The sequence below is a fragment of the Agrobacterium vacciniicorymbosi genome (assembly GCF_040427045.1).
Lineage (GTDB): Bacteria > Pseudomonadota > Alphaproteobacteria > Rhizobiales > Rhizobiaceae > Agrobacterium.
The window spans coordinates 14982-34635 of sequence record NZ_JBETMF010000011.1; the positions used below are offsets into that span (position 1 = coordinate 14982).

Sequence of the window (19654 nt, forward strand, 5' to 3'; positions counted from 1 at the left end):
GTTTGGAATTCATGAATCAGTCGAACGTCAGCGCCTTAAGGGTCGAAAGACCCGGGATCGTAGCGCGGTTCTGTCAGGCCCTGAAAAGGAAGCTGAACCACGTAAACGTCCCCGCCCGGCCCTGTGCCATTCGCCTTGAGTGTCGTGATAAAAGCGGTTCTCAAATCCGCTCCGATAAAACAGATATTCGTCGGGTTTGGCACATCGACATGGATTTCGGCATCGATGCGCCCATCCGGCGTCATGCGCAGCACCCGGCCACTATCGCTCGCCGAAATCCAGTAGCAGCCATCGACATCCATCGCGGCGCCATCGGGACGTCCGCCCAATGTTGCCCGATCCGCAAACAGCCGCCCATTCTGGAATTGCCCCGAGGCGGGATCGAAATCATGGACCATGACATAGGGATTGAGCGTGTTCGAATCCGAGACATACATGGAAAGCCCGTCCGGGCTCCAGGCAAGGCCGTTCTGGGTACGGAAGCTGCCGCCCCTCTCCAGAACCTCGCCGCCAGTACCGATGCTGAAAAGTGTGCCGAATGCACCCGGCGCGGATGTGTCCGGTGCCATCGAGCCAGACCAGAAACGGCCCTGTCTATCGCAGGCCCCATCATTCATGCGCCAACCGGCCTTGAGTTCAGGCCCTGTGTCTACGTCGATAACGACCTTGCCATCGATGACATCGAGTTTGGCAAAACCACGTTCCGTGGAGGCGATGAACCCGCCGCCGAGATGCAGGGCAAGAGCTCCGACCTTGAGCGGGAGATCGAACCGCTCCATGAGCCCGGCAGGATAGGTCATTCTGTAAAGGCTGGCGCCGGGTGAATCGACCCATGTCACGTGCCCATGTTCAGGCTCCCAGACAGGCGTCTCACCCACGGTGCAGTCGGGTTGGGCAACCCTTTCAGCCATGTAAACAGATGCGCCTTGTCTTGTCATATCGTCACATTCCGCTTCATGCATGTGCGCCTCTAACAGCTAGGATGCAGGCACCAGACGCTGCTCCGTCTCACCATCGAAAAGCAAGGCTTTTCCATCAGCAATCTTCAGAGCGACCTCTTCCCCAAGATGCAGAGAACTGCGGCTTTTGGAGGAAACGAGAATTTGGCCGACGGGGCTGTCGCAAATGACGGTCGTATCCGAGCCCGTTGTTTCCACGGCATGCACGGTGGCTGGTAACGCGCCCGCGCTGTCACGCGGCACGATTTCCAAATATTCCGGCCGCACCCCAACCACGACTTGTCGTCCTGCGGCATTTGGATAGCGTCCCGGCATCGGCAACTGGCTCTTGCCATCCTGCAACAGCAGGCTTGCCGCATCTGCGCTGACTTTGGCCTTTACCAGATTGATTGCTGGCGAACCGATGAAGCTGGCAACGAAAACACTGTTTGGAAGATCGTAAAGCTCGAGCGGTGTTCCCGCCTGTTCCACCCGACCATCGCGCAGAACGACGATCTTCTGCCCCATGGTCATGGCTTCCACCTGATCATGGGTTACATAAACCGACGTCGTGTTCCACTTGTGATGAAGATCGCGGATTTCGCCGCGCACCTGGCTGCGCAGCTTGGCATCGAGGTTGGACAAGGGCTCATCGAAGAGAAAGACCGCAGGGTTGCGGACAATGGCACGTCCCATGGCAACGCGCTGACGCTGGCCGCCTGACAGTTCCTTCGGCAGACGATCCAGCAGTTTGCCGAGGTCGAGCATCTGCGCCACCTCATCGATCTTCTGCTTGATCTCATCCTTGGGACGTTTCGCCAGTCGCAGCGCGAAACTCATATTTTCACGCACCGTCATTTGCGGGTAAAGCGCATAGCTTTGGAACACCATGGCGATATCGCGCTCCTTGGGCTCAAGGTCGGTCACGTCTCGCTGACCGATCTGGATTGTGCCATCGCTCGCCTCTTCCAGCCCCGCGATGATGCGCAGAAGCGTGGATTTTCCAGAACCGCTTGGTCCGATCAAAACGCAGAACTCGCCGTCTTCGATGTCTATCGACACATCCTTGATGACATCAACCGCACCGAACGACTTGGAAACGTTCCTGAGTGAAACTGCACCCATGTTTTCCTCCTAAAATAATGTGGCGCACAGGGCGCAATTAGCCTTTGACTGCGCCTGCCATGATGCCGCGATTGAATTGCCGCTGGAGCAGGAGGTAGACGATGACGCTGGGCGCCATAGCCACAAGCGTTGCCGCCACGAGAATGTTTGGCGTGATCGTATCGTCCACGCGCAGAGACCCGAGCGCGACCGGCAGCGTCATCAAATCCTTGTCGTTGACCACGATCAGCGGCAGCAGATACTGATCCCAGATCATGATGAAGCCGAAGATCAGAACGGTGCCCAGCGCTGGCCGGACCAGAGGAAGAATGACACGGTAGAAAATCTGCCACTCACTCGCACCATCGATGCGCGCGGCCTCTTCGAGTTCGAGCGGAATGGCCCGCATGAACTCCGTTAGCATGAAGATCGAGAACGCCCAGCCGACGACCGGCAAGATCATCGCCAAATAGGTGTTGTAGATGGAGACGTTGATAACAGGCAGTTCCTTCTGCATCACCAGATAGAGCGGAATGGCGATGACCTCTTCGGGCAGCATGAGCGTGCACAAAATGAGCAGGCTGACGACAGCCGCACCCCGGAATTTCTTGCGGGCAAGCGCATAAGCGGCCAGCGCACTGACTGTGACCTGCAAAGCAGTGCCGACAATAACGACGATGACGGAGTTGGTGAGGTAGCGCCAGACCTTCATATCGAAGATGGCGATGCGAAAATTCTCCAGCGTCGGGCTGTGCGGAATCAGCGTCAATTCGCCCGGCTTCAGGCTGACGCCGCTGAAGGCCGTCACAAGCGCGCCCCAGAACGGACCCACGAAAACAATGAGCAGGACCGCGTAGAGAACATACCGGATCACGGTGAGCCAGAAGGGAGTTTTCATCTATCGCCTCATCAACGGGTAAGTCTGGATTTGATGGTCATGTGCAGCAGCGTCAGCAGAACCGTGAACACCAGCAGCATGAGCGAGACGGCAGACGCGTAGCCGTAATTCAGCTCTTCAAACCCCACCTTGTAGATATGCGTCATGATGGTGGAGGTAGATCCGGCCGGGCCCCCGCCCGTCGTCGCGTAGACTTCGGCAAACACCCGGAAACCACGGATAAAGGACAGCATCAACACGACCGATATCGAAGGAATGATACCCGGCAGCGTCACATGCCAAAGCTTGCGCCACACACTCGCACCATCCACACTGGCTGCATCGTAAAGCTCCCGGTTCACACCCACGAGACCGGCAACGAAGATCACCATGTCATAGGGTGCGCTTTTCCAGACGCTCATGAGGATCAGAACCCAAAGCGCCTGGTTCGGATCGCTGAGAAAGCCTTGCGGCGCGATGCCGAAAAAGCCAATCAGCGAATTGACCAAGCCGTAATCGGCGGAATTGAACAATATGCGCCAGATCTCCGCAATGATGGCCACGCTGGTGATGGCAGGCAGGAAAACCGCCGTACGGATAATACTAAGGTGTCGTGCAGGTCCTTCCAATGCCAAGGCCATAAAGAAGGCGATGAAAGAGGCCGACAGCGTTGCCACGATGACGTAGATCGTGGTGTGGATGACGGCCGCACGCAGGGCCAGGTCGTTGAATGCCCTGTAGAAATTATCCAGGCCCACCCATTTGCTATCCGAGTAGAACTGGACATCATAGAAGGACATGGAGAAGCCCGATACCATCGGGTAGAACTTGAACCATGTGAAAATGATCAGCGCGGGCGCCAGAAACAGCCATGGCGTCAATGTTGCGCCAAGACGTTTCCGGGAGCGACGGCGCTTGGCACCGGTTGGACGAGTAACTGTTCCAACAGCTGATGTCTGTGGTGTGGCGGACATGTTCACCTCAAAAGACAAGGCTTTGCCGTTGCGCCTCTGCATGTGCAGAGACGCAAGGAAGCCATTATTGCTTGGAAGCGGAAAGGGCGTTCTGCCCGCTCAATTCTGTCGCAACCTGGGTATTCAGGGCTTCCAGTTCCTTCGCCACATCGGCATCGCACTGCGCCAGAATACGGTTGAAGCCTTCACCGGTAACCGTGCGGATCGCCGTCCAGTTTGGAACGGCGGGCATATAGTGGCCGTATTTGTCGAAGGTTTCCTTGAAGACCATCCAGCGCGGGTCATTGCGAACCGCATTGACGTCAACCTTGGTATTAACAGGCAAACGAACGATCGGCGTCTTGCCAGACCCCTGCGCCATGGCGATTTCCTGACCTTTCGGTGAAATCAGGAAGGAAAGGAATTTGTTGGCGGCATCAACATCCTTCACGCTCTTCAACAGATAGGCGCTGGTGCCCTCGGACAGAGAGGCGATACCGCCGGGACCGGCAGGCATCATCACCACCTCGACAACATCCTTGCCGGGCTCGGCATCTAGCTGCGGAATGTGATACGGGCCCGAAATGAAGATACCGGTCTGGCCGGAGCGGAAGGTCGGCAGCGTATCGCCAGTGGTGGCGTTGATGGCGCCCGGCTGAGCAAGCCTGTCGCAGATCATGCCGCGCACATAGGTCAGCGCCTCAGCAACCTGCGGCGTATTCAGCGTTGGAATGAAACCATCCGGGGCCTGTTTGACGTAATCGCCACCCGCCTGCCAGATGAAGCTGCTCATGAACCAGCTTGCGTAGCCGCGCGTTGTCGATCCAGGGATAGCCATGCCGAAAGTATCGGCCTTGCCATTGCCGTCAGGGTCTTTGTTGGTAAAGGCTTCGGCCAGCTTGCGCACATCATCCCAGGTCTTGGGCTGCGGCATGTTCAGCCTTTCGCGCCAGTCCTTGCGGATGAACATGGCAAAGGACTGCGCCGAAAACGGCACCGAATATGTCTTGCCATCATTCGCCTTGGCACCATCCCAGGCGGAGGGCGACACATCCTGACTGCCTGCGATCTTGGCGGGATCAATGGTTTCGAGAATACCCATCTGCCGCATCTGGCCCATTGCCGTCGTATCGTTCAACACGATATCCGGCAGCGTGCGACCGGCGGCAGCGCGCGCAAGCCGCTGCTCGAAATCAATGCCGGTATTGAATGTCTCGACCTTGATGCCTGTTTCTGCGGTGAACGCATCCGTCAGTGCTTTCAAAACGCTGAGCGATTCATCCGTTTGTCTGGACCAGACACTGATGGTCTGAGACTGCGCCGAACCGACACCCGCACACATGACAGCGCAGCCAAGCAGCAACGCCTTTAAAGACTTCCTATGCATTCACGCCTCCCAAGTTTCTCCCAGGGCAACGCACGGACAGCATCAGCCCAAACTCACATGATGAGTTAGCGCAAGTGATAAGATGATACAAGGAATTTATATGCTAATATATGTTTTAGGGGTTCTTGCTATAGCAAATTCACATGATTGCTTCAGACTAAAAACCTAGCGGATGTTGGCTTTTGGCGCCGATCAGGGATTTTCTTGGCATCATAGGACTTCCGCCTACAGCGAACTTAAAAAAGCTCCGCGAACCGAAGTCACCGCTCGGATTTTGCAAAGGTACCTGCTGCAAACGCCCGAGCGGCAAAAACAAAATACATATTATAAATATATTTATTAGAGGGAATTAACTCAGCTTAAGCAAAAGTTCTGCGGCATAGATTCAACTGGTGATCTGCCTGAAAACATTGCAAGCATGACCCAATCAACTCAGGACTTATCGTCAGCCGTATCGTCAAAATTGATATCCCAATCCTTACCAGATTTTTTCTCGCCTGGAGGACCACGATGTTCGGTCGCGTCTTCTGATCCGGTTATGACCGTCGGCTTGGCGCTGGCGACGCCAGAGCTTTTTCCATCCGCCTGAGAGGGTGCATATTGACCTTTTGCATCCTGCTCTGGCCCTGTTTTTGAAGTCTTCTTATCCATGTCATATCTCCTTATGCAGAGGTAACAGGAGTAAGGGTCGATAGTTCCATCGATCCAGAGTGCAGCGACGCACGAAATGACCTTAGCTCCGCCTTTGCAGGCAGAGCTTTCTCGTCTCAATCACGGGTGAAGGTTATTGGCGTGATGGACCCGGTGATCATCCGAAGGCTGGGGCTACCGTTTCGGAGAGATCGGTCAGCAACCGCAAATTCTCTTCAAGCCCGAAAGCCGGCGGCAGGAACAGTACGATTTCATCGGCAGCGGCAAGGCCGGGGTCGTTGTAAACCGCTTCGATGACCTGATCGGGGGTGCCCTGAAATACGGGTGAAATTTGTGCGCCCTTGGGTTGGCCGGGCGGCTCAAGCGCGCCTTTGGGGCGGGATGCCGCGATGCCCTTGGTGCGACGCTCCAGATCATAGGCCGCGTATTTGTCACGCAATTCGGCGGTGGCGCCGACGAGGATCGAGGCGGCCACGGCAACCGGCGGCGGCTCCGTCCCCCATATCTTGCGCCATGTCGTCCGGTAGGTTTCGATGATGCGGGCCTGATATTGCCCGAATGTCTCGCCCTCTTCCTGATCATGCTGAACGGTGCCGGAAATCAGACCGATACCGAGTTCTGCCGCCTGTATGGCCGAACCGACGCTGGCAGAGCCCTGCCGAATGCGGGATCGAAGCGTGGGGCTGTGCGGCGTGACCCGCAATTCTGCACCCTGCGGCGCGCCTTGGCCCGGCTCGGTAACGGTGTGAAGAACCTCACCTGCAATCGCCGCCAGAAAACGTGCCTGCCGCCGCTTTGCTTCCGTGCGCGCATCGGTATCAACGGTGCCGAAAACGGCATCGAAAGCACCGTTGGCACCGGTGGAAATGGCCAGTTCCAGCCGCTCGCCGATCAGCAAATCCGTGGTTCCAGCCGCTTCGGCCAGCAGGATCGGGTCCTGATACCGCATGGGAATGACGGCAGAGCCCAGCGTGATCGAACTCGTATGCTGGCCCACTGCCGCAAAGAATGGAAGCGGTGATGATAGATAATGGTCGAAGTGCCGTTGATAGGCCCAGCCGGATTGATAACCCAGCCGCTCTGCTTCCACGAAAAGCCTGATCCCGTCTTTCAGCCCCTGCGCCGGGCCAGTATCGTCGCTAAAAGACACCCTTGTGTTGAAACCCAGGCGATGCTTTGGACGAAATGAAGCCGATAATGTTGGGCTCGACAGGGCAATGGTCATGCGATCTGCTCCTTGCGGGCAACGCGTCGCACAGCGGATTGCGGCACTTCGGACGGCGCGTGGATACCGGCGGGGATCGATTCCAGCAGGGTCGCGGTATAGGCATGGCGCGGATTGCCGAAGATGTCACGGACCAGCCCGTGTTCCACGATGCTCCCGCGCTGCATGACCGAGACGGTGTGAGCAAGCTGCCGCACGAGCGCCAGATCATGGGACACGAAGACATAGGTCAGACCCAGCTTGGCCTGCAACGAGAGCAGAACCTCGACAATTTCTGCCTGAACGCTAACATCAAGGGCGGAGGTCGGCTCATCGAGCACGATGACATCGGGTTTGAGGACCAGCGCACGCGCAATCGCAACGCGTTGACGCTGGCCGCCGGAAAGCGCGCCCGGCCTGCGGGCAAGCAGATGCGGGCCTAGCCCGACATTCGACAGCGCTTCCCGCACCTGCTCGGTACGCTCCTGTTTCGTGCCTATTTTGAAGCGGTCGAGAGGTTCTCGTACCAGCTGCTCCACCGTCCAGGTTGGGTCCAGCGACGTGAACGGGTTCTGATAAACCAGCTGGAGATGACGCCACACCTCGCGCAGGGACTCTCGCGACCGGCCGGAAACACGCTCTCCCGCAACGGAAATCTCGCCGCTATCCGGCTGCTCTAGGCCCAGCAACAACCGGATCGTCGTTGTTTTTCCTGAGCCGGATTCGCCCACCAACGCATGGGTCGTTCCCGGCGCGACGCTGAAGGAGATGTTGTCCACGGCGGTCGTGATCTTGCCGTCGACAGTGAAGGTCTTCGAAACATCCCTGACCTCGATCTTGCTGGGCTTTTCAGCGCTGCCGCCGACGAGCCGAAGACCGCGATCGCGCAGCCGGGCGTATCGATCCGGATTGAGCGCAGGAACATCCGAGTGCAGCTTTTTCGAATAGGCCGAGTTGGGCGAGGAGAACACGGCCCGCGTGTTGCCCGCCTCCTGTACCGTGCCGTCTTTGAGGACCACCAGCTGATCGGCCCGCTCTGCCGCAATGGCAAGATCGTGGGTAATGAGCAGGAGGCTGATGTTCAAATCGTGCTGCAAGCGAGACAGAAGATCGAGAATACGTTTCTGGATCGTCACATCCAGCGCCGATGTCGGCTCATCCGCCACCAGCAGTGCCGGGCGCGGCAGCACCGCAAGGCCGATCAACACGCGCTGAAGCATGCCGCCGGAGAGCTGATGCGGATAGGAATCATAGACCCGCTGCGGATTGTCGAGACCGACTTGCGCGAATATATCGAGAATGAGGGCCTTGCGGATGGCCGCATCCGGCTCATCCGTCAAATCCGCTGCTTCCATCGCCTGCGCGCCGATTGTGCGAACCGGGTTGAGCGCATTGCCCGGATCTTGCGGAACAAAGCCGATGGTTCGACCACGCAGGGGCCGGAACTGCCTCTCCGGCAGAGCCAGCAAATCGCGGCCATCGAACTGCACATGGCCGCTTGCCTGCCCGCCAGCGGGCAAGAGCCGCAGCACGGCGCGGGCAATGGTGGATTTACCGGAGCCCGACTCCCCAATCAGCGCAAGGCTTTTGCCCCGCTCCAGGCTAAAGTCCACATCGCGAACGACCGTCTGTTTGCCATAGGCAACAGACAATCCATCGACGTTTAGGATAGGACTTGCCTGCTTGGTCACTGGGACCAGAACTTTGCTATGAACGAGTGTGGGGGTCAGTCTGTTTTGCGAAGCCATCGGCTGATCCTATTCACTGAGAGGACGGTCAAGATCGTGACGAATGCAGGTGCGTAAACAAGCCACGGCCATTTCAGGTAATCCTTGCCGATAGAGATCAGCAGGCCCCAATCTGAGGCGGGTGGCGGATCGCCGTAGCCGAGGAAAGCGAGGCTGGCGATGATGAGAATAGATTCGCCGAATTGCAGCACCGCGAGCGGCAAAATCGAGCGAGACGCATTCGGCAGGATGTGACGCCAGAGAATGTACCAACGCGAGCCACCCGCCAGAAACGAGGCTTCCACAAAGGTCGCCTGCCGCGTCTTGATGACCTCGGCGCGGGAAACACGCGCGAAGATCGCGACTGCCGATACGCCGGTGGCGATGGCCGCATTGATCGTTTCGAAACCGATGGCGGTGACGACGATGACGGCGAGCAGAAATTTCGGGATGGCCAAAAGCACATCGACAAAGCGCGCAAGGACGACATCGACCCAGCCGCCGAGGAAGCCAGCCATCAGGCCGATCAGCCCTCCGGCAACAACCCCTATGACAACAGCGACCAATGCGCTGGTTACAGAAGAGGCCGTGCCGTACACAACGCGGGTGTAGAGATCGCGTCCGAGATGATCGGTGCCGAACCAATGCTCAAGGCTGGGACCGAGCAACTTGTCAGCGGGAACACCGACGAACGGACTGTGGCTGGTGAACAGGCCGGGCGCTATCGACCAGGCGATAACGAGCACAACGATGGCAAAGGAGATTGCCACGATAGGCGGCATTCGAAGTGTGGTTCTCCAGCGTGATGCTGCCACGCCCGACGAAGGTGAGCTATAGACGAGGCTCATGGTGTCACCGCCTTGCCTGCACTGATGGAGGTTTCATCAGCGGTGGTCGGACTGCGCTTCTGCCCGCCCAGGATTTTGACGCGTGGATCGAGCAGCGGATAAAGAAGGTCAGCAACGAGGTTGACGAGAACGAACACCACCGCGCCCAGCGACACCACAGCCTGCAAGACCGGCAAATCCTGCGTGCTGACCGCACGCTGCACCAGACTGCCAATGCCGGTGCGGCCATACACCGTTTCGGTAATCAGCGAACCGCCGAGCAATTCGCCGATGGTCAGTGCGATGACGGTGACAACCGGCAGCGAGGCGGGTTTGAGCAGGTGTTTAGCAAACAGGCGCGTGCGCCCGATGCCACGGCTGCGGGCAACCGTCGCATATTCCTGCTCCGCCTCCCGGTCTAGATTGGCAATCAGCACCTCTGCGATCTGTGCGGAAACCGGAATGCCCAGCGCAATCGCCGCAAACAGGGTGGCCCAGAAGCTATCAGGATTGATGACGCGGAAGAGGCCGATCTGAAAACCGAAAATATGGATCAAGGCCAGACCGATCACGAAATTTGGCACCGAGAGGAACAGCGACGGGAAGCCTCGTAGCAGCCCCTGGCCGTAACGTTTGGGCACGAATTGCGTCCGATAGGCCACCGCAATTGCCAGTATCAGCGCAACCGCAAGGCCTGCGGAGGCAAGAATGAGCGTCGATGGCAAGACCTCCGCAATCAAGGTCACCACTGGACGGCTGGAGCGCATCGAAAGACCGAGATCCCCGGTCAGAAAGCCGGAAAGGGAAGACCAGAGCTGCACCAGCACCGGTCGGTCCAGCCCTTGAGCCGCTATGATTTCCGCAATCTGCTCTTCGGTAAATCCGTTTTGCGGGTTGCGCAGCACGCTGGTTATCGGGTCGCCGGGCAAAATGCTGACGACCACGAATGTCAGGACATAGGCCAGCAAGATGACGATCACCGCTTGGCCAAGCCGCTTTGCGGCATAGGTCAGATAGCTGTTGCTCACACCGGCACTCCTTTCAGATGGAACGGTTTCAAAACGTCTCAGTCTGCAAGGTAAGCCGTGTAGTAGCTGGCATAGGCGACGCCGTTATAGACCTCGCCCTTGAGCCTGGGTGATTGCACATAGATCCGCTGGACGATCTGCGTGCGTGGGACGAAATATCCCTGCTCCAGAACATAATGCTGCAATTCGCTCAGCAACGGTGTTCTCTCATCCAGCGATCCGGCAGCGGCGATCTTGTCGCGCAATCCGTTCAGCGTAGCGTCGCGGTCATCGAGAGCAAACCAGTTCTCGCCATTGTTGGCGTTGGTCAGAATGCTTGCGACCGTTCCGGCATCGATGAAGCTGCGCGTCACCTCATAGGCGGGAACGGCAGCACCGCCGAATTTCACCTTTTCACCAAAAGTGACAACATCATACGCACGGATTTCGACCTTCCAGCCGAGCTTTCCAAGCTGCTGGGCAATCAACTCATCGACCGAGCGTGATGTGGCCAGATAGGGGTTGGAGTGGATCGTCAGCACAAGCGGCTTGCCGTCCTTCGCGCGGATGCCACCGGCACCCTTGATCCAACCGGCTTCGTCCAGAAGCTTCTCTGCCTTGGCCGGATCATAGGCCAAAAGCGCACTCTGGTCGGAAGCGCCAGGCACATTGCTTTGGATGAAGGAGGTCGCCAGCTTCCAGTCCGACGTATAGACGGTGTCGATGATTTCTTGACGGTTGATACCGGCCTGCAGCGCCTGACGCACCTTCACATCATCATAGGGCGCGTGCTTGGTATTGACCGCCCAGCCATTGACGAAACCGAGATAACGCGGCGTGGCAACGGTGAAACCTTCTTCCTTCAGCGACTTCAGTTCCTGAGGAGACGCATTATAGGCAACGTCTGCCTGTTCGGACTGGACCGAGGCCACCCGCAGCGATGGTTCAACAACCAGCTTGTAAGTGATGGAATCGAGGAAGGCCGGACCGGTGTGACCAACAGCCTGCGGACCCCAATTATAGTCCTTGCGCTTTCTCAGCGTGACATGGTCACCCTCTTTCCAGGATTCGACCACATAGGGGCCGCTGCCGGAAGTCTTGCTGAGATCGGCCTGTTCGGTTGCCGGTTGCGCAATGGTTTTCGGGGAGATCAGGATCGAACCGTGATAACCGAGCGTCGGAATAAATCCAAGTGTCGGCGCCTTGAAGAACACCTTCACTGTTGCTGCATCGACAGCTTCCGCGCGCTCATAGGTTTTCGGGAAAAGGCCGATAGGGTTTATGCCTTCCTTCTTGCGCCCGGCATACCAGATGTCGAGATTAGCAACGACGGCAGCAGCATCCAGCGGCGTGCCATCAGAGAAGGTTACACCGCTCTTCAGATGAAGCGTAAATTCGGTCGCCTTGTCGTTCTGCTCCCAGCGCTCCGCCAGCCACGGGCTGACCTTGCCCTCGGCATCGACATAAACAAGCTTGTCAGCCACATGACCCCAGATATGGCCCTGAAAGCTTGAGATCGCACTGTTGTTGGGTATCCAGGTATCGCCGAGAGAGTCGATCAAAAAGGTGATGTCGCCGCCATCGCGTGGAGTTTCGGTCGCAAGAGCGGGATTGAAACCTGCCGGGGAAACCAAAGCCGCTGCGGCCGCAACTGCTGTCGTAATCAACAGGCGACGGCGGGAAAGAGAAAGCAGAGAAGAACGGTCGGTCATGTATGTTTCCTGAATATGAATGCGTTGTCGCGTTGCTGTGATCACAGACGGCCTGGCAGAGCTAGAGCGCACAGTTGCTCCTTCGCGGGACAAGTTGTGCCGAGCGAACCACGCCTGTTTTGAAGTTGGGATGAAACTGTCGCTATGCCGCTGGAATGAAACGGTGGGACCAATGCGGCCCGATACTCAATCCGCTGCGGCCGCTTCGTTTAAAGGCCGCGCCTGGTGCTACATGTTGTGATCATCAAGCGGTCCCTTTCCGATTTTTGATGAATATCATGCCATACAGACTACCAATGTCTCGCTTGATAGAAAGACTGCCTGTTCTTTTTCTATGGAATTTATGGATTATTTTTCCCGCCGTTTGGCGTGACGTTAGCACTGGCTTTCACCCTGCGTCCGCCACGGCGGGAATACCGTTTAGGTACGTCAGCCCAGAACTCGCAAAAGGCCGCAAAAGCCTCTGGAGAAGAAAAAGGGGGAACAAAGGTGTCCAGCTTTTTAGGGTATTTGAAAAACCTTGAACGCTTTTCGAAAATTATACAGGAAAAACAATGCTATTTTTGAATAGTGGTGCCCCTTGCCGGAATCGAACCAGCACTCCTCTCGGAACCTGATTTTGAGTCAGGCGCGTCTACCAATTCCGCCAAAGGGGCAACTTTGGAATCTCATTCCTTGGTATGCGGCGGACTATACGAACCGGGCATGTGAGGTCAACAGATTTTTGCGAAAATCTCGAATTCACGAAACTTTGCTCAGAAGCGGTATCACGGCATTCGATGAAGGATTTGCAAGCGGCTTGAGACTGGATTAGAGGCATTGGGCGGACTTTAATAATGTCCGCAGCCCGCCTTGTTTTTTACCCAATCACTTGTTTCAAATCTTGCGTCGAATGTAAGGACAGACCATGGAAAGTGCAGCTTCTGCAGAGAAGAACCGTAGCATGTCGGCCATTCTGGTTACGGTGGGAATGATCTTCACCGTGGGATCGGCGCTAGGCTTCCAGCATATTGGCGGTTACACCCCCTGTGCACTCTGCCTTTTGCAGCGAGACCCTTATTATTACGCCATTCCAGTCGGCATTCTGGCCATTGCCGCCAGCCTGTTCAAGCTGCCGGTGTGGCTGACACGGTCTGCGCTTGCTCTGATCGGCATCGCCATGCTGATCGGCGCTGGCCTTGGCGTGTATCATTCGGGCGTGGAATGGGGTTTCTGGCCTGGTCCGATCACCTGCTCGACGGGTGCCCCATCGGTTACGACCAATGCCGGTAGCCTGCTGAACGACCTCAATGCCATCAAGCCGCCATCCTGCAACGACGCCGCACTGCGCGTTCTCGGCCTGTCTTTTGCGGGCTGGAACGTAATCGCAAGCATCTTTCTTGCGGGCATCGCGTTTTTCGGTGCGACCCGGAAGAGCGCCTGAGCCGATCAAGGCTGCAATTCGGTATCCCAGTAGAGATAATCCATCCAGCTTTCGTGCAGATAGTTGGGTGGGAAAGAACGGCCATTATTGTGCAAATCCTGCACCGTCGGCTGATAAGGCTTCTGGTGCGGGAACATGCCTGCAATCTTCGGCAGCTTGCTGCCTTTCTTCAGATTGCAGGGTGAGCAGGCCGCGACGACGTTCAGCCACGTCGTTTCACCGCCATGGGCACGCGGGATGACGTGATCGAACGTCAGATCGTCTTTCGAACCGCAATATTGGCACTCGAACTTGTCACGCAAAAACACGTTGAAGCGTGTGAAGGCGGGATTTCGCGTCGGCTGCACATAGGTCTTCAGGCTGACGACACTCGGCAGCCGCATGGAAAAACTAGGCGAACATACCGCGTGATCATATTCTGCAATGATGTTCACACGGTCAAGAAATACGGCCTTGATCGCGTCCTGCCAGGACCATAACGACAAGGGATAATAACTCAGCGGCCTGTAGTCTGCGTTCAGAACGAGCGCGGGCAGGGCCTGTGGTGAAACTGCAATCGTCAAGGGCGTCTCCTGATCGATTCGGCATCTGCACTTGTATATTAGGTCTGTTGTTACAGGATTGTGAAGCCTATAAATGAAGCGCTGAAAGAAAGGCTTATTTCAGGCAATCGGCAAGACATCGCGCCGCGTCATGGACGCATAATAGGCCCAGAAAAGCCGGGCCGCGACAGACCGCCAGGGCGACCAGAACATTGCCATTTCTGCCAGTTGTTTGGCACTCGGGCGGGTTTTCATGCCAAGCGCATGGGCCACGGCTGCCTGTAGCGCCACATCGCCGGACGGAAAGATGTCCGAGTGCCCGCCACAAAACATCAAATAAACCTGTGCCGTCCATGGACCGACGCCCTTCAGCGCGGTCAAAGCTGAAAATGCGCTCGCATCATCCAGCAGGTTCAGAGATTCGAGATCAAGCCTTCCATCGACGGTAGCGGTGGCAACGCCATGAAGTGTTCGCGCTTTTGCACGGGAAAGGCCAAAGCGCGGTACGTCCGCAGACGATACGGACAGATAATTCTGCGCCGTCACCTCGCCAACCTCATCCAGCATTCGTCGCCAGATGGCATCGGCGCTGGCGCGGGACACGACCTGCGATACGATGATATGGGCGAGCCCCGCAAAACCGGGCTCGCTCAGCCGTAACGGCAGCGGCCCCGCCCGCTCGGCGACGCGCTCCAGCCGCGGGTCTATGAGGACAAGGGCTTTCAGCCCTTCCTCGATGTCAGCAGCATTTCGAATGATTTTGACCACCGCACCCCAACACGCATGACTTCGTCTTGGCGAAGCACCGGAAACCGTGGCAGAAGAAACCATGTCTTCGCTTTCAGGTCAAAAGCCGGTTTTTCGTTTTGCGCCAAGTCCAAATGGGCGGCTGCATCTGGGCCATGCGCTCTCCGCCATGCTCAATCATGACATGGCGAAAGCGGTGGACGGACGTTTTCTCCTGCGCATCGAAGATATCGATCTCACGCGCTGCACGCCGGAACTCGAACAGGGAATTTACGAGGACCTGAGATGGCTTGACCTTTCATGGGAGGAGCCCGTGCGCAGGCAATCCGACCATTTTGCGGATTATCGCCAAGGGCTGGAGACGTTGATCGGGATGGGACTGGCCTATCCGTCCTTCATGAGCCGTAGCGAGACGAAAGCTTTCGTCAGAAACTACGAGTCCAACGGACAGATTTGGCCACGCGACCCTGATGGCGCGGCGCTCTATCCACCGTTCGACAAGCAAAGGCCCGCGGAGGAAGTCGCAGCACGACTTTCGTCAAACGTTCAGCACGCCTGGCGTCTGGATATGGGCAAGGCCATCTCTCACCTTGGGCATTCACTGGAATGGGCCGATACCGGTAGCGGCGAGAGGGCAATCATCAAGGCCGATCCGGCAGCGTGGGGAGACGTCATCCTGTCCCGGTCCGATGCACCGTCCAGCTATCATCTGTCCGTGGTGCTGGATGATGCCTTGCAGGGTATAACCCATGTCGTGCGGGGCATGGATTTGTTTGCCGCGACATCAGTCCATCGATTGCTCCAGCATCTGCTGAACCTGCCGGTTCCGGAGTATCACCACCACCGGCTGGTGTTGGACGACAAGGGTCGGAAACTCTCTAAGAGCATCAGCAGCACGGGCCTTCAGGCGTTGCGCCAGCAGGGCCACACACCGTCAGATATCCGCAGCCTCCTCGGCATCTAGCGCTTCTCTCAGGCTGCCATTGTGAATGCCTGCCTTGATGACATGCCTGATGCGATATTTCATCAGCGCCGCATTCACCTCGGCCCCCAGCATGAAGATGACGCCCACCATATAGAGAAAGACGAGTACGATCATAACAGAGGCAAGACCGGCATAGGTCGCCGCATAATTGGCGAAGGTCGCCAGATAATAGGCAAAGATCGCCGCGCCGATGACCCAGAAGATCAGCGTCAGAACAATACCCGGCAGAACATCCCAGATGCGGCGGCGTCCGGCGGGAAGCCACAGATGCGCGGCTGAAAGGCCGACGGCCAGAACAATGATCGTGCCGTAAAGTCCGAGATTGGAGACCGTGACCAGAACATCTTTCAACAAGGGAAAGCGCGTTTCCGCAAAGGACAGCGCCACCGGCACGGCAACGAGAACAATGCTGATAGCGGCGAAGGTGGTCACCGCGATGACCACATAAAACAGGCTGAGCAGGCGGGTCACGTACCACCAGCGTGTTTCGCTGACCCGGTAAGCACGGTTGAGAGATATTCTCAGCGCTTCTACACCATTGGACGCGAAATAGGCGGCAGCGAGAACCGAAATCGTCAGCAGTCCGCCACGCGGAATGGTCAACACCTGTTGCACCTGCGCGGCAAGCGGCGCAGCAATGGCGGCTGGCCATGTGTCGAAGATGATATGGACGGCGGTTTCGGCAAACTGGTCAGCACCCAAAAAACCAGCCAGCGCCGTTCCGAAAATCAGAAACGGAAACAGGGCGAGCAGAATGGAAAGCGCGACATGGCTCGCCATCGCCCAGCCGTCATCCTCGGCAAAGTGAAAATAGGCATCGAAGGCGACTTTTCGGACAATGTCCAACGCGGCAACCATGTCACCTCCTCAATCGGCATTTCATTTGTAACCCATGGCGAGATATGGGAAGTCAGTCATGCTTATACAGCGCATGAGACCACGCGCCGGTTCCACTTGAAAAGAAGAATTGTGCACTACTGAAATTCACCCTACCCTTTTCTAGGCATTTTTTATAACACGTCCTGCCCGAGGAAACCTATTCCATGTCCGAAAAACCGGCCATCATCATCACCGGCTGCTCCTCCGGCATCGGCGCTTATTGTGCCGAAGCGCTTCACAAGGATGGCTGGCGAGTGTTTGCCACGGTCCGGCGCATGGAAGACATGATTGCGCTGGAACGCAGTGGCATCGAGACGCTGCTGATGGATTACACCAAGCCGGAAACCATCGCCGCCCTGGTGGATGAGGTCGCGGCACGAACCGGTGGGCGCATCGACGCGCTCTTCAACAATGGTGCCTATGGTCAGCCCGGCGCGGTAGAGGACTTATCCGTCGATGTTCTGCGCCAGCAGTTCGAAACCAATGTCTTTGGCTGGCACGATCTGACATGCCGCGTCATCCCCTTCATGCGCAGGCAGGGACACGGGCGCATCGTCCATTGTTCATCCATTCTCGGTCTCGTGCCTTACCGCTATCGCGGCGCCTATACGGCGTCGAAATTCGCTCTCGAAGGGCTGGGCGTTACGCTTCGCATGGAGCTTCAGGGCAGCGGCATTCACCTCAGCCTCATCGAGCCTGGCCCCATAGCCTCGAAATTTACTGCGACGGCACTGGCGCATATCAAGGGCAATATCGACCTTGAGAATTCTGCCCATGCGCAAGATTATAAGCGCCAGCTTGCGCGGCTGGATGGCAGCGGGCCGAAAAACAAGCACAAGCTTGGTCCAGATGCCGTTTACAGGGAATTGAAGCATGCCTTGACGGCGCGGCGTCCAAAAACCCACTACGTCATCACCACCCCAGCCAAGCAGGCAATGATTTTGAAACGGCTTGTGCCCGCCGATTTGTTTTACCGATTGCTGCGCAAGTTCGACTAGCGCTTTCACGCCTCAATCAGCTACAACGCATTCAAGGTCACGGCATTTCGGGAGGGTAGAGCATGTCGAGTTTCACCATGGTTCTTGCAGCCATCGTCATGGGTCTGGTGGTGCTTGTGCTGATACGCGGGCTGTTCAACATGCTCAAAGGCACGGATGCCAATAAATCCAACAAATTGATGCAGCTGCGGCTTTTGCTGCAGGCCATCGCCATCATCCTCATCATGCTGACCCTGTGGCTGACGGGCGGCGGGCGATAGGGGCGAGAGGCAAAAATGGTCAAGCTGAACAAGATTTACACCCGCACCGGCGATGACGGCACGACTGCTCTCGTTTCAGGACCACGACGGACCAAGCATGATCTGCGCGTGGAAAGCTATGGAACGGTTGACGAGACGAATTCCGCCATCGGCGTAGCCCGGCTGCACACATCCGGCCTTACTGAACTCGATGCGATGCTGTTTCGCGTGCAAAACGACCTTTTCGACCTTGGTGCCGATCTGGCAACGCCTGATACAGGCGAGACCCTGTCCTATGAGCCGTTGAGGATCGTTGAAGCGCAGGTCACGCGGCTGGAAAACGAGATCGACGCATTGAATGCCGGTCTTTCACCGCTGAAATCCTTCGTTCTACCGGGTGGAACGCCCGCCGCCGCCTATCTGCATCTTGCCCGCACCGTGTCACGCCGCGCAGAGCGGCAAATGGTGGAGCTGGCGCAGATGGAGGGCGAAGTGGTGAGCAGCGCAGCGCTCAAATACATCAACCGTCTATCCGACTTCCTGTTTGTCGCGGCCCGCTTTGCCAATGATGCGACGAACTCGGAGATGCCCGATATTCTCTGGGTTCCCGGTCAGAACCGCTAGGTCAAGCAAGGGCGTTTTCGCATGTTCATTCCATTGCACGATGCGAATTCGCTCAAGCACATCAAGCTGCAATATGTGACCCTGTCGCTGATCGGCCTCAATGTTCTCGTCTGGCTGCTGACGGGCGCTCTTGCAAGCAATGAGGCCGCCAATGCCGCGGCCCTTGGTCTCGGCTTCATTCCCGCAGTCGTCTTCGACTATGCTTACCTAGAGCCCGCGCTGCAAATCGTGCCTGATGATGCGACCGTTTTGACCTATGCGTTCTTACATCTGAATTTCTGGCACCTTGCCTCCAACATGGTCTTCCTTTGGGTGTTTGGCGATAATGTCGAGGACGCATTCGGCCATCTGCGCTTCCTGCTGTTCTACATAGCCTGCGCCGTCGCAGGCGCACTCTTCCACGGCCTTGTCGAGCCTGCATCGGAAGCCCCGCTCATTGGCGCGTCCGGTGCGGTGTCCGGTGTTGTTGCGGCCTATCTGCTGCTGCATCCCAAGGTGCGGGTGTGGATCCTCGTCTTCATGCGCATTCCTATTCCCCTGCCCGCCTTCATTCCGTTGGCGCTATGGGTTGGGCAGCAATTCTTCATGTTCGCCTTCGGTTTTCAGGAGCGCGTCTCCTGGGGTGCGCATGTGGGCGGCATTATTGCAGGCGCGATCCTCGTGCTGTTTCTGCGAAGAAAGGGCGTGCCGCTGTTTGACCGCTCCATAGTCACGCCGCGCGCCGTCGAACATAAAAATCAGGGCCCACAAGCCTCTGTCGTGTCGCAAACGGAACGACCTTTCGATGGTATTCGATGAAGATTGTCACAAGGATTGATATTTACGTTCAC

The 19654-nt window shown here is 57.1% G+C and carries 20 protein-coding genes and 1 tRNA gene; 6 read left to right on the forward strand and 15 right to left on the reverse strand.

Translation table 11 applies throughout. The features are described from left to right. Positions 1-35 precede the first annotated feature (35 nt). The 12 genes from ABUK73_RS17120 to ABUK73_RS17175 all read right to left on the reverse strand — a co-directional run bounded on the left by ABUK73_RS17120 (position 36) and on the right by ABUK73_RS17175 (position 13043). The gene (locus ABUK73_RS17120) at positions 36-911 is read right to left on the reverse strand and encodes an SMP-30/gluconolactonase/LRE family protein (protein ID WP_353578326.1); all 876 of its coding nucleotides are present in this window, start codon (positions 909-911) and stop codon (positions 36-38) included. 66 nt (positions 912-977) lie between these two features. Continuing rightward, entirely contained in the window at positions 978-2063 is a 1086-nt protein-coding gene (locus tag ABUK73_RS17125) for an ABC transporter ATP-binding protein (protein ID WP_353578327.1), read from the reverse strand. 37 nt (positions 2064-2100) lie between these two features. Then, on the reverse strand, positions 2101-2940 hold the full coding sequence (locus tag ABUK73_RS17130) for a carbohydrate ABC transporter permease (RefSeq protein ID WP_353578328.1): 840 nt from the start codon (positions 2938-2940) through the stop codon (positions 2101-2103). 11 nt (positions 2941-2951) lie between these two features. Further along, a complete protein-coding gene (locus ABUK73_RS17135; RefSeq protein ID WP_353578329.1) occupies positions 2952-3893 on the reverse strand; it encodes a carbohydrate ABC transporter permease in 942 nt (313 codons plus the stop codon). Positions 3894-3957: 64 nt separating this feature from the next. Beyond that, a complete protein-coding gene (locus tag ABUK73_RS17140) occupies positions 3958-5259 on the reverse strand; it encodes an ABC transporter substrate-binding protein (RefSeq protein ID WP_353578330.1) in 1302 nt (433 codons plus the stop codon). A gap of 432 nt (positions 5260-5691) precedes the next feature. Then, complete coding sequence (locus ABUK73_RS17145; protein WP_353578331.1) at positions 5692-5910, reverse strand: hypothetical protein; 219 nt, start codon at positions 5908-5910, stop codon at positions 5692-5694. Positions 5911-6067: 157 nt separating this feature from the next. After that, the gene (locus ABUK73_RS17150; protein WP_353578332.1) at positions 6068-7135 is read right to left on the reverse strand and encodes an LLM class flavin-dependent oxidoreductase; all 1068 of its coding nucleotides are present in this window, start codon (positions 7133-7135) and stop codon (positions 6068-6070) included. Then, positions 7132-8862 carry an ABC transporter ATP-binding protein gene (locus tag ABUK73_RS17155; protein ID WP_353578333.1) on the reverse strand — a complete coding sequence of 577 codons (1731 nt, stop codon included), beginning with the start codon at positions 8860-8862 and terminating at the stop codon, positions 7132-7134. Before ABUK73_RS17155 ends, ABUK73_RS17150 begins: the two co-directional genes overlap by 4 nt. Beyond that, positions 8841-9689, reverse strand: a complete 849-nt coding sequence (locus ABUK73_RS17160; protein WP_353578334.1) for an ABC transporter permease — start codon at positions 9687-9689, stop codon at positions 8841-8843. The genes ABUK73_RS17155 and ABUK73_RS17160 overlap by 22 nt, the downstream gene beginning before the upstream one ends. Then, positions 9686-10696 (reverse strand): ABC transporter permease, encoded by a 1011-nt coding sequence (locus ABUK73_RS17165; RefSeq protein ID WP_353578335.1) that lies wholly within the window; start codon positions 10694-10696, stop codon positions 9686-9688. Before ABUK73_RS17165 ends, ABUK73_RS17160 begins: the two co-directional genes overlap by 4 nt. A gap of 38 nt (positions 10697-10734) precedes the next feature. Then, positions 10735-12387, reverse strand: coding sequence for an ABC transporter substrate-binding protein (locus ABUK73_RS17170; RefSeq protein WP_353578336.1), 1653 nt, complete (start codon positions 12385-12387; stop codon positions 10735-10737). A 571-nt stretch (positions 12388-12958) separates the two neighbouring features. Continuing rightward, a tRNA-Leu gene (locus ABUK73_RS17175) sits at positions 12959-13043 on the reverse strand. 251 nt (positions 13044-13294) lie between these two features. On the opposite strand from ABUK73_RS17175, the gene ABUK73_RS17180 reads away from it, so the two are divergent. Beyond that, positions 13295-13810, forward strand: a complete 516-nt coding sequence (locus tag ABUK73_RS17180; protein WP_353578337.1) for a disulfide bond formation protein B — start codon at positions 13295-13297, stop codon at positions 13808-13810. 5 nt (positions 13811-13815) lie between these two features. Here ABUK73_RS17180 and ABUK73_RS17185 read toward each other — a convergent pair whose 3' ends face one another. Both ABUK73_RS17185 and ABUK73_RS17190 read right to left on the reverse strand, forming a co-directional pair. Further along, complete coding sequence (locus ABUK73_RS17185) at positions 13816-14373, reverse strand: HNH endonuclease (protein ID WP_113089221.1); 558 nt, start codon at positions 14371-14373, stop codon at positions 13816-13818. A gap of 99 nt (positions 14374-14472) precedes the next feature. Then, entirely contained in the window at positions 14473-15183 is a 711-nt protein-coding gene (locus ABUK73_RS17190) for a DNA-3-methyladenine glycosylase family protein (protein ID WP_353578338.1), read from the reverse strand. On the opposite strand from ABUK73_RS17190, the gene gluQRS reads away from it, so the two are divergent. Next, positions 15182-16063 carry a tRNA glutamyl-Q(34) synthetase GluQRS gene (gene gluQRS, locus ABUK73_RS17195; protein WP_353578339.1) on the forward strand — a complete coding sequence of 294 codons (882 nt, stop codon included), beginning with the start codon at positions 15182-15184 and terminating at the stop codon, positions 16061-16063. The two genes, ABUK73_RS17190 and gluQRS, sit on opposite strands and share 2 nt — an antisense overlap. Here gluQRS and ABUK73_RS17200 read toward each other — a convergent pair. Next, a complete protein-coding gene (locus ABUK73_RS17200) occupies positions 16034-16942 on the reverse strand; it encodes a YihY/virulence factor BrkB family protein (RefSeq protein WP_353578340.1) in 909 nt (302 codons plus the stop codon). The genes gluQRS and ABUK73_RS17200 overlap by 30 nt on opposite strands. Positions 16943-17127: 185 nt before the next feature. On the opposite strand from ABUK73_RS17200, the gene ABUK73_RS17205 reads away from it, so the two are divergent. From ABUK73_RS17205 to ABUK73_RS17220, 4 genes are all read left to right on the forward strand, one after another. Beyond that, complete coding sequence (locus ABUK73_RS17205) at positions 17128-17961, forward strand: SDR family oxidoreductase (protein ID WP_353578341.1); 834 nt, start codon at positions 17128-17130, stop codon at positions 17959-17961. Between the two features lie 62 nt (positions 17962-18023). Then, complete coding sequence (locus tag ABUK73_RS17210; protein WP_113089216.1) at positions 18024-18221, forward strand: twin transmembrane helix small protein; 198 nt, start codon at positions 18024-18026, stop codon at positions 18219-18221. A gap of 15 nt (positions 18222-18236) precedes the next feature. Then, positions 18237-18824 carry a cob(I)yrinic acid a,c-diamide adenosyltransferase gene (locus ABUK73_RS17215; protein WP_353578342.1) on the forward strand — a complete coding sequence of 196 codons (588 nt, stop codon included), beginning with the start codon at positions 18237-18239 and terminating at the stop codon, positions 18822-18824. 21 nt (positions 18825-18845) lie between these two features. After that, positions 18846-19622 carry a rhomboid family intramembrane serine protease gene (locus ABUK73_RS17220; protein ID WP_353578343.1) on the forward strand — a complete coding sequence of 259 codons (777 nt, stop codon included), beginning with the start codon at positions 18846-18848 and terminating at the stop codon, positions 19620-19622. Positions 19623-19654 lie beyond the last annotated feature (32 nt).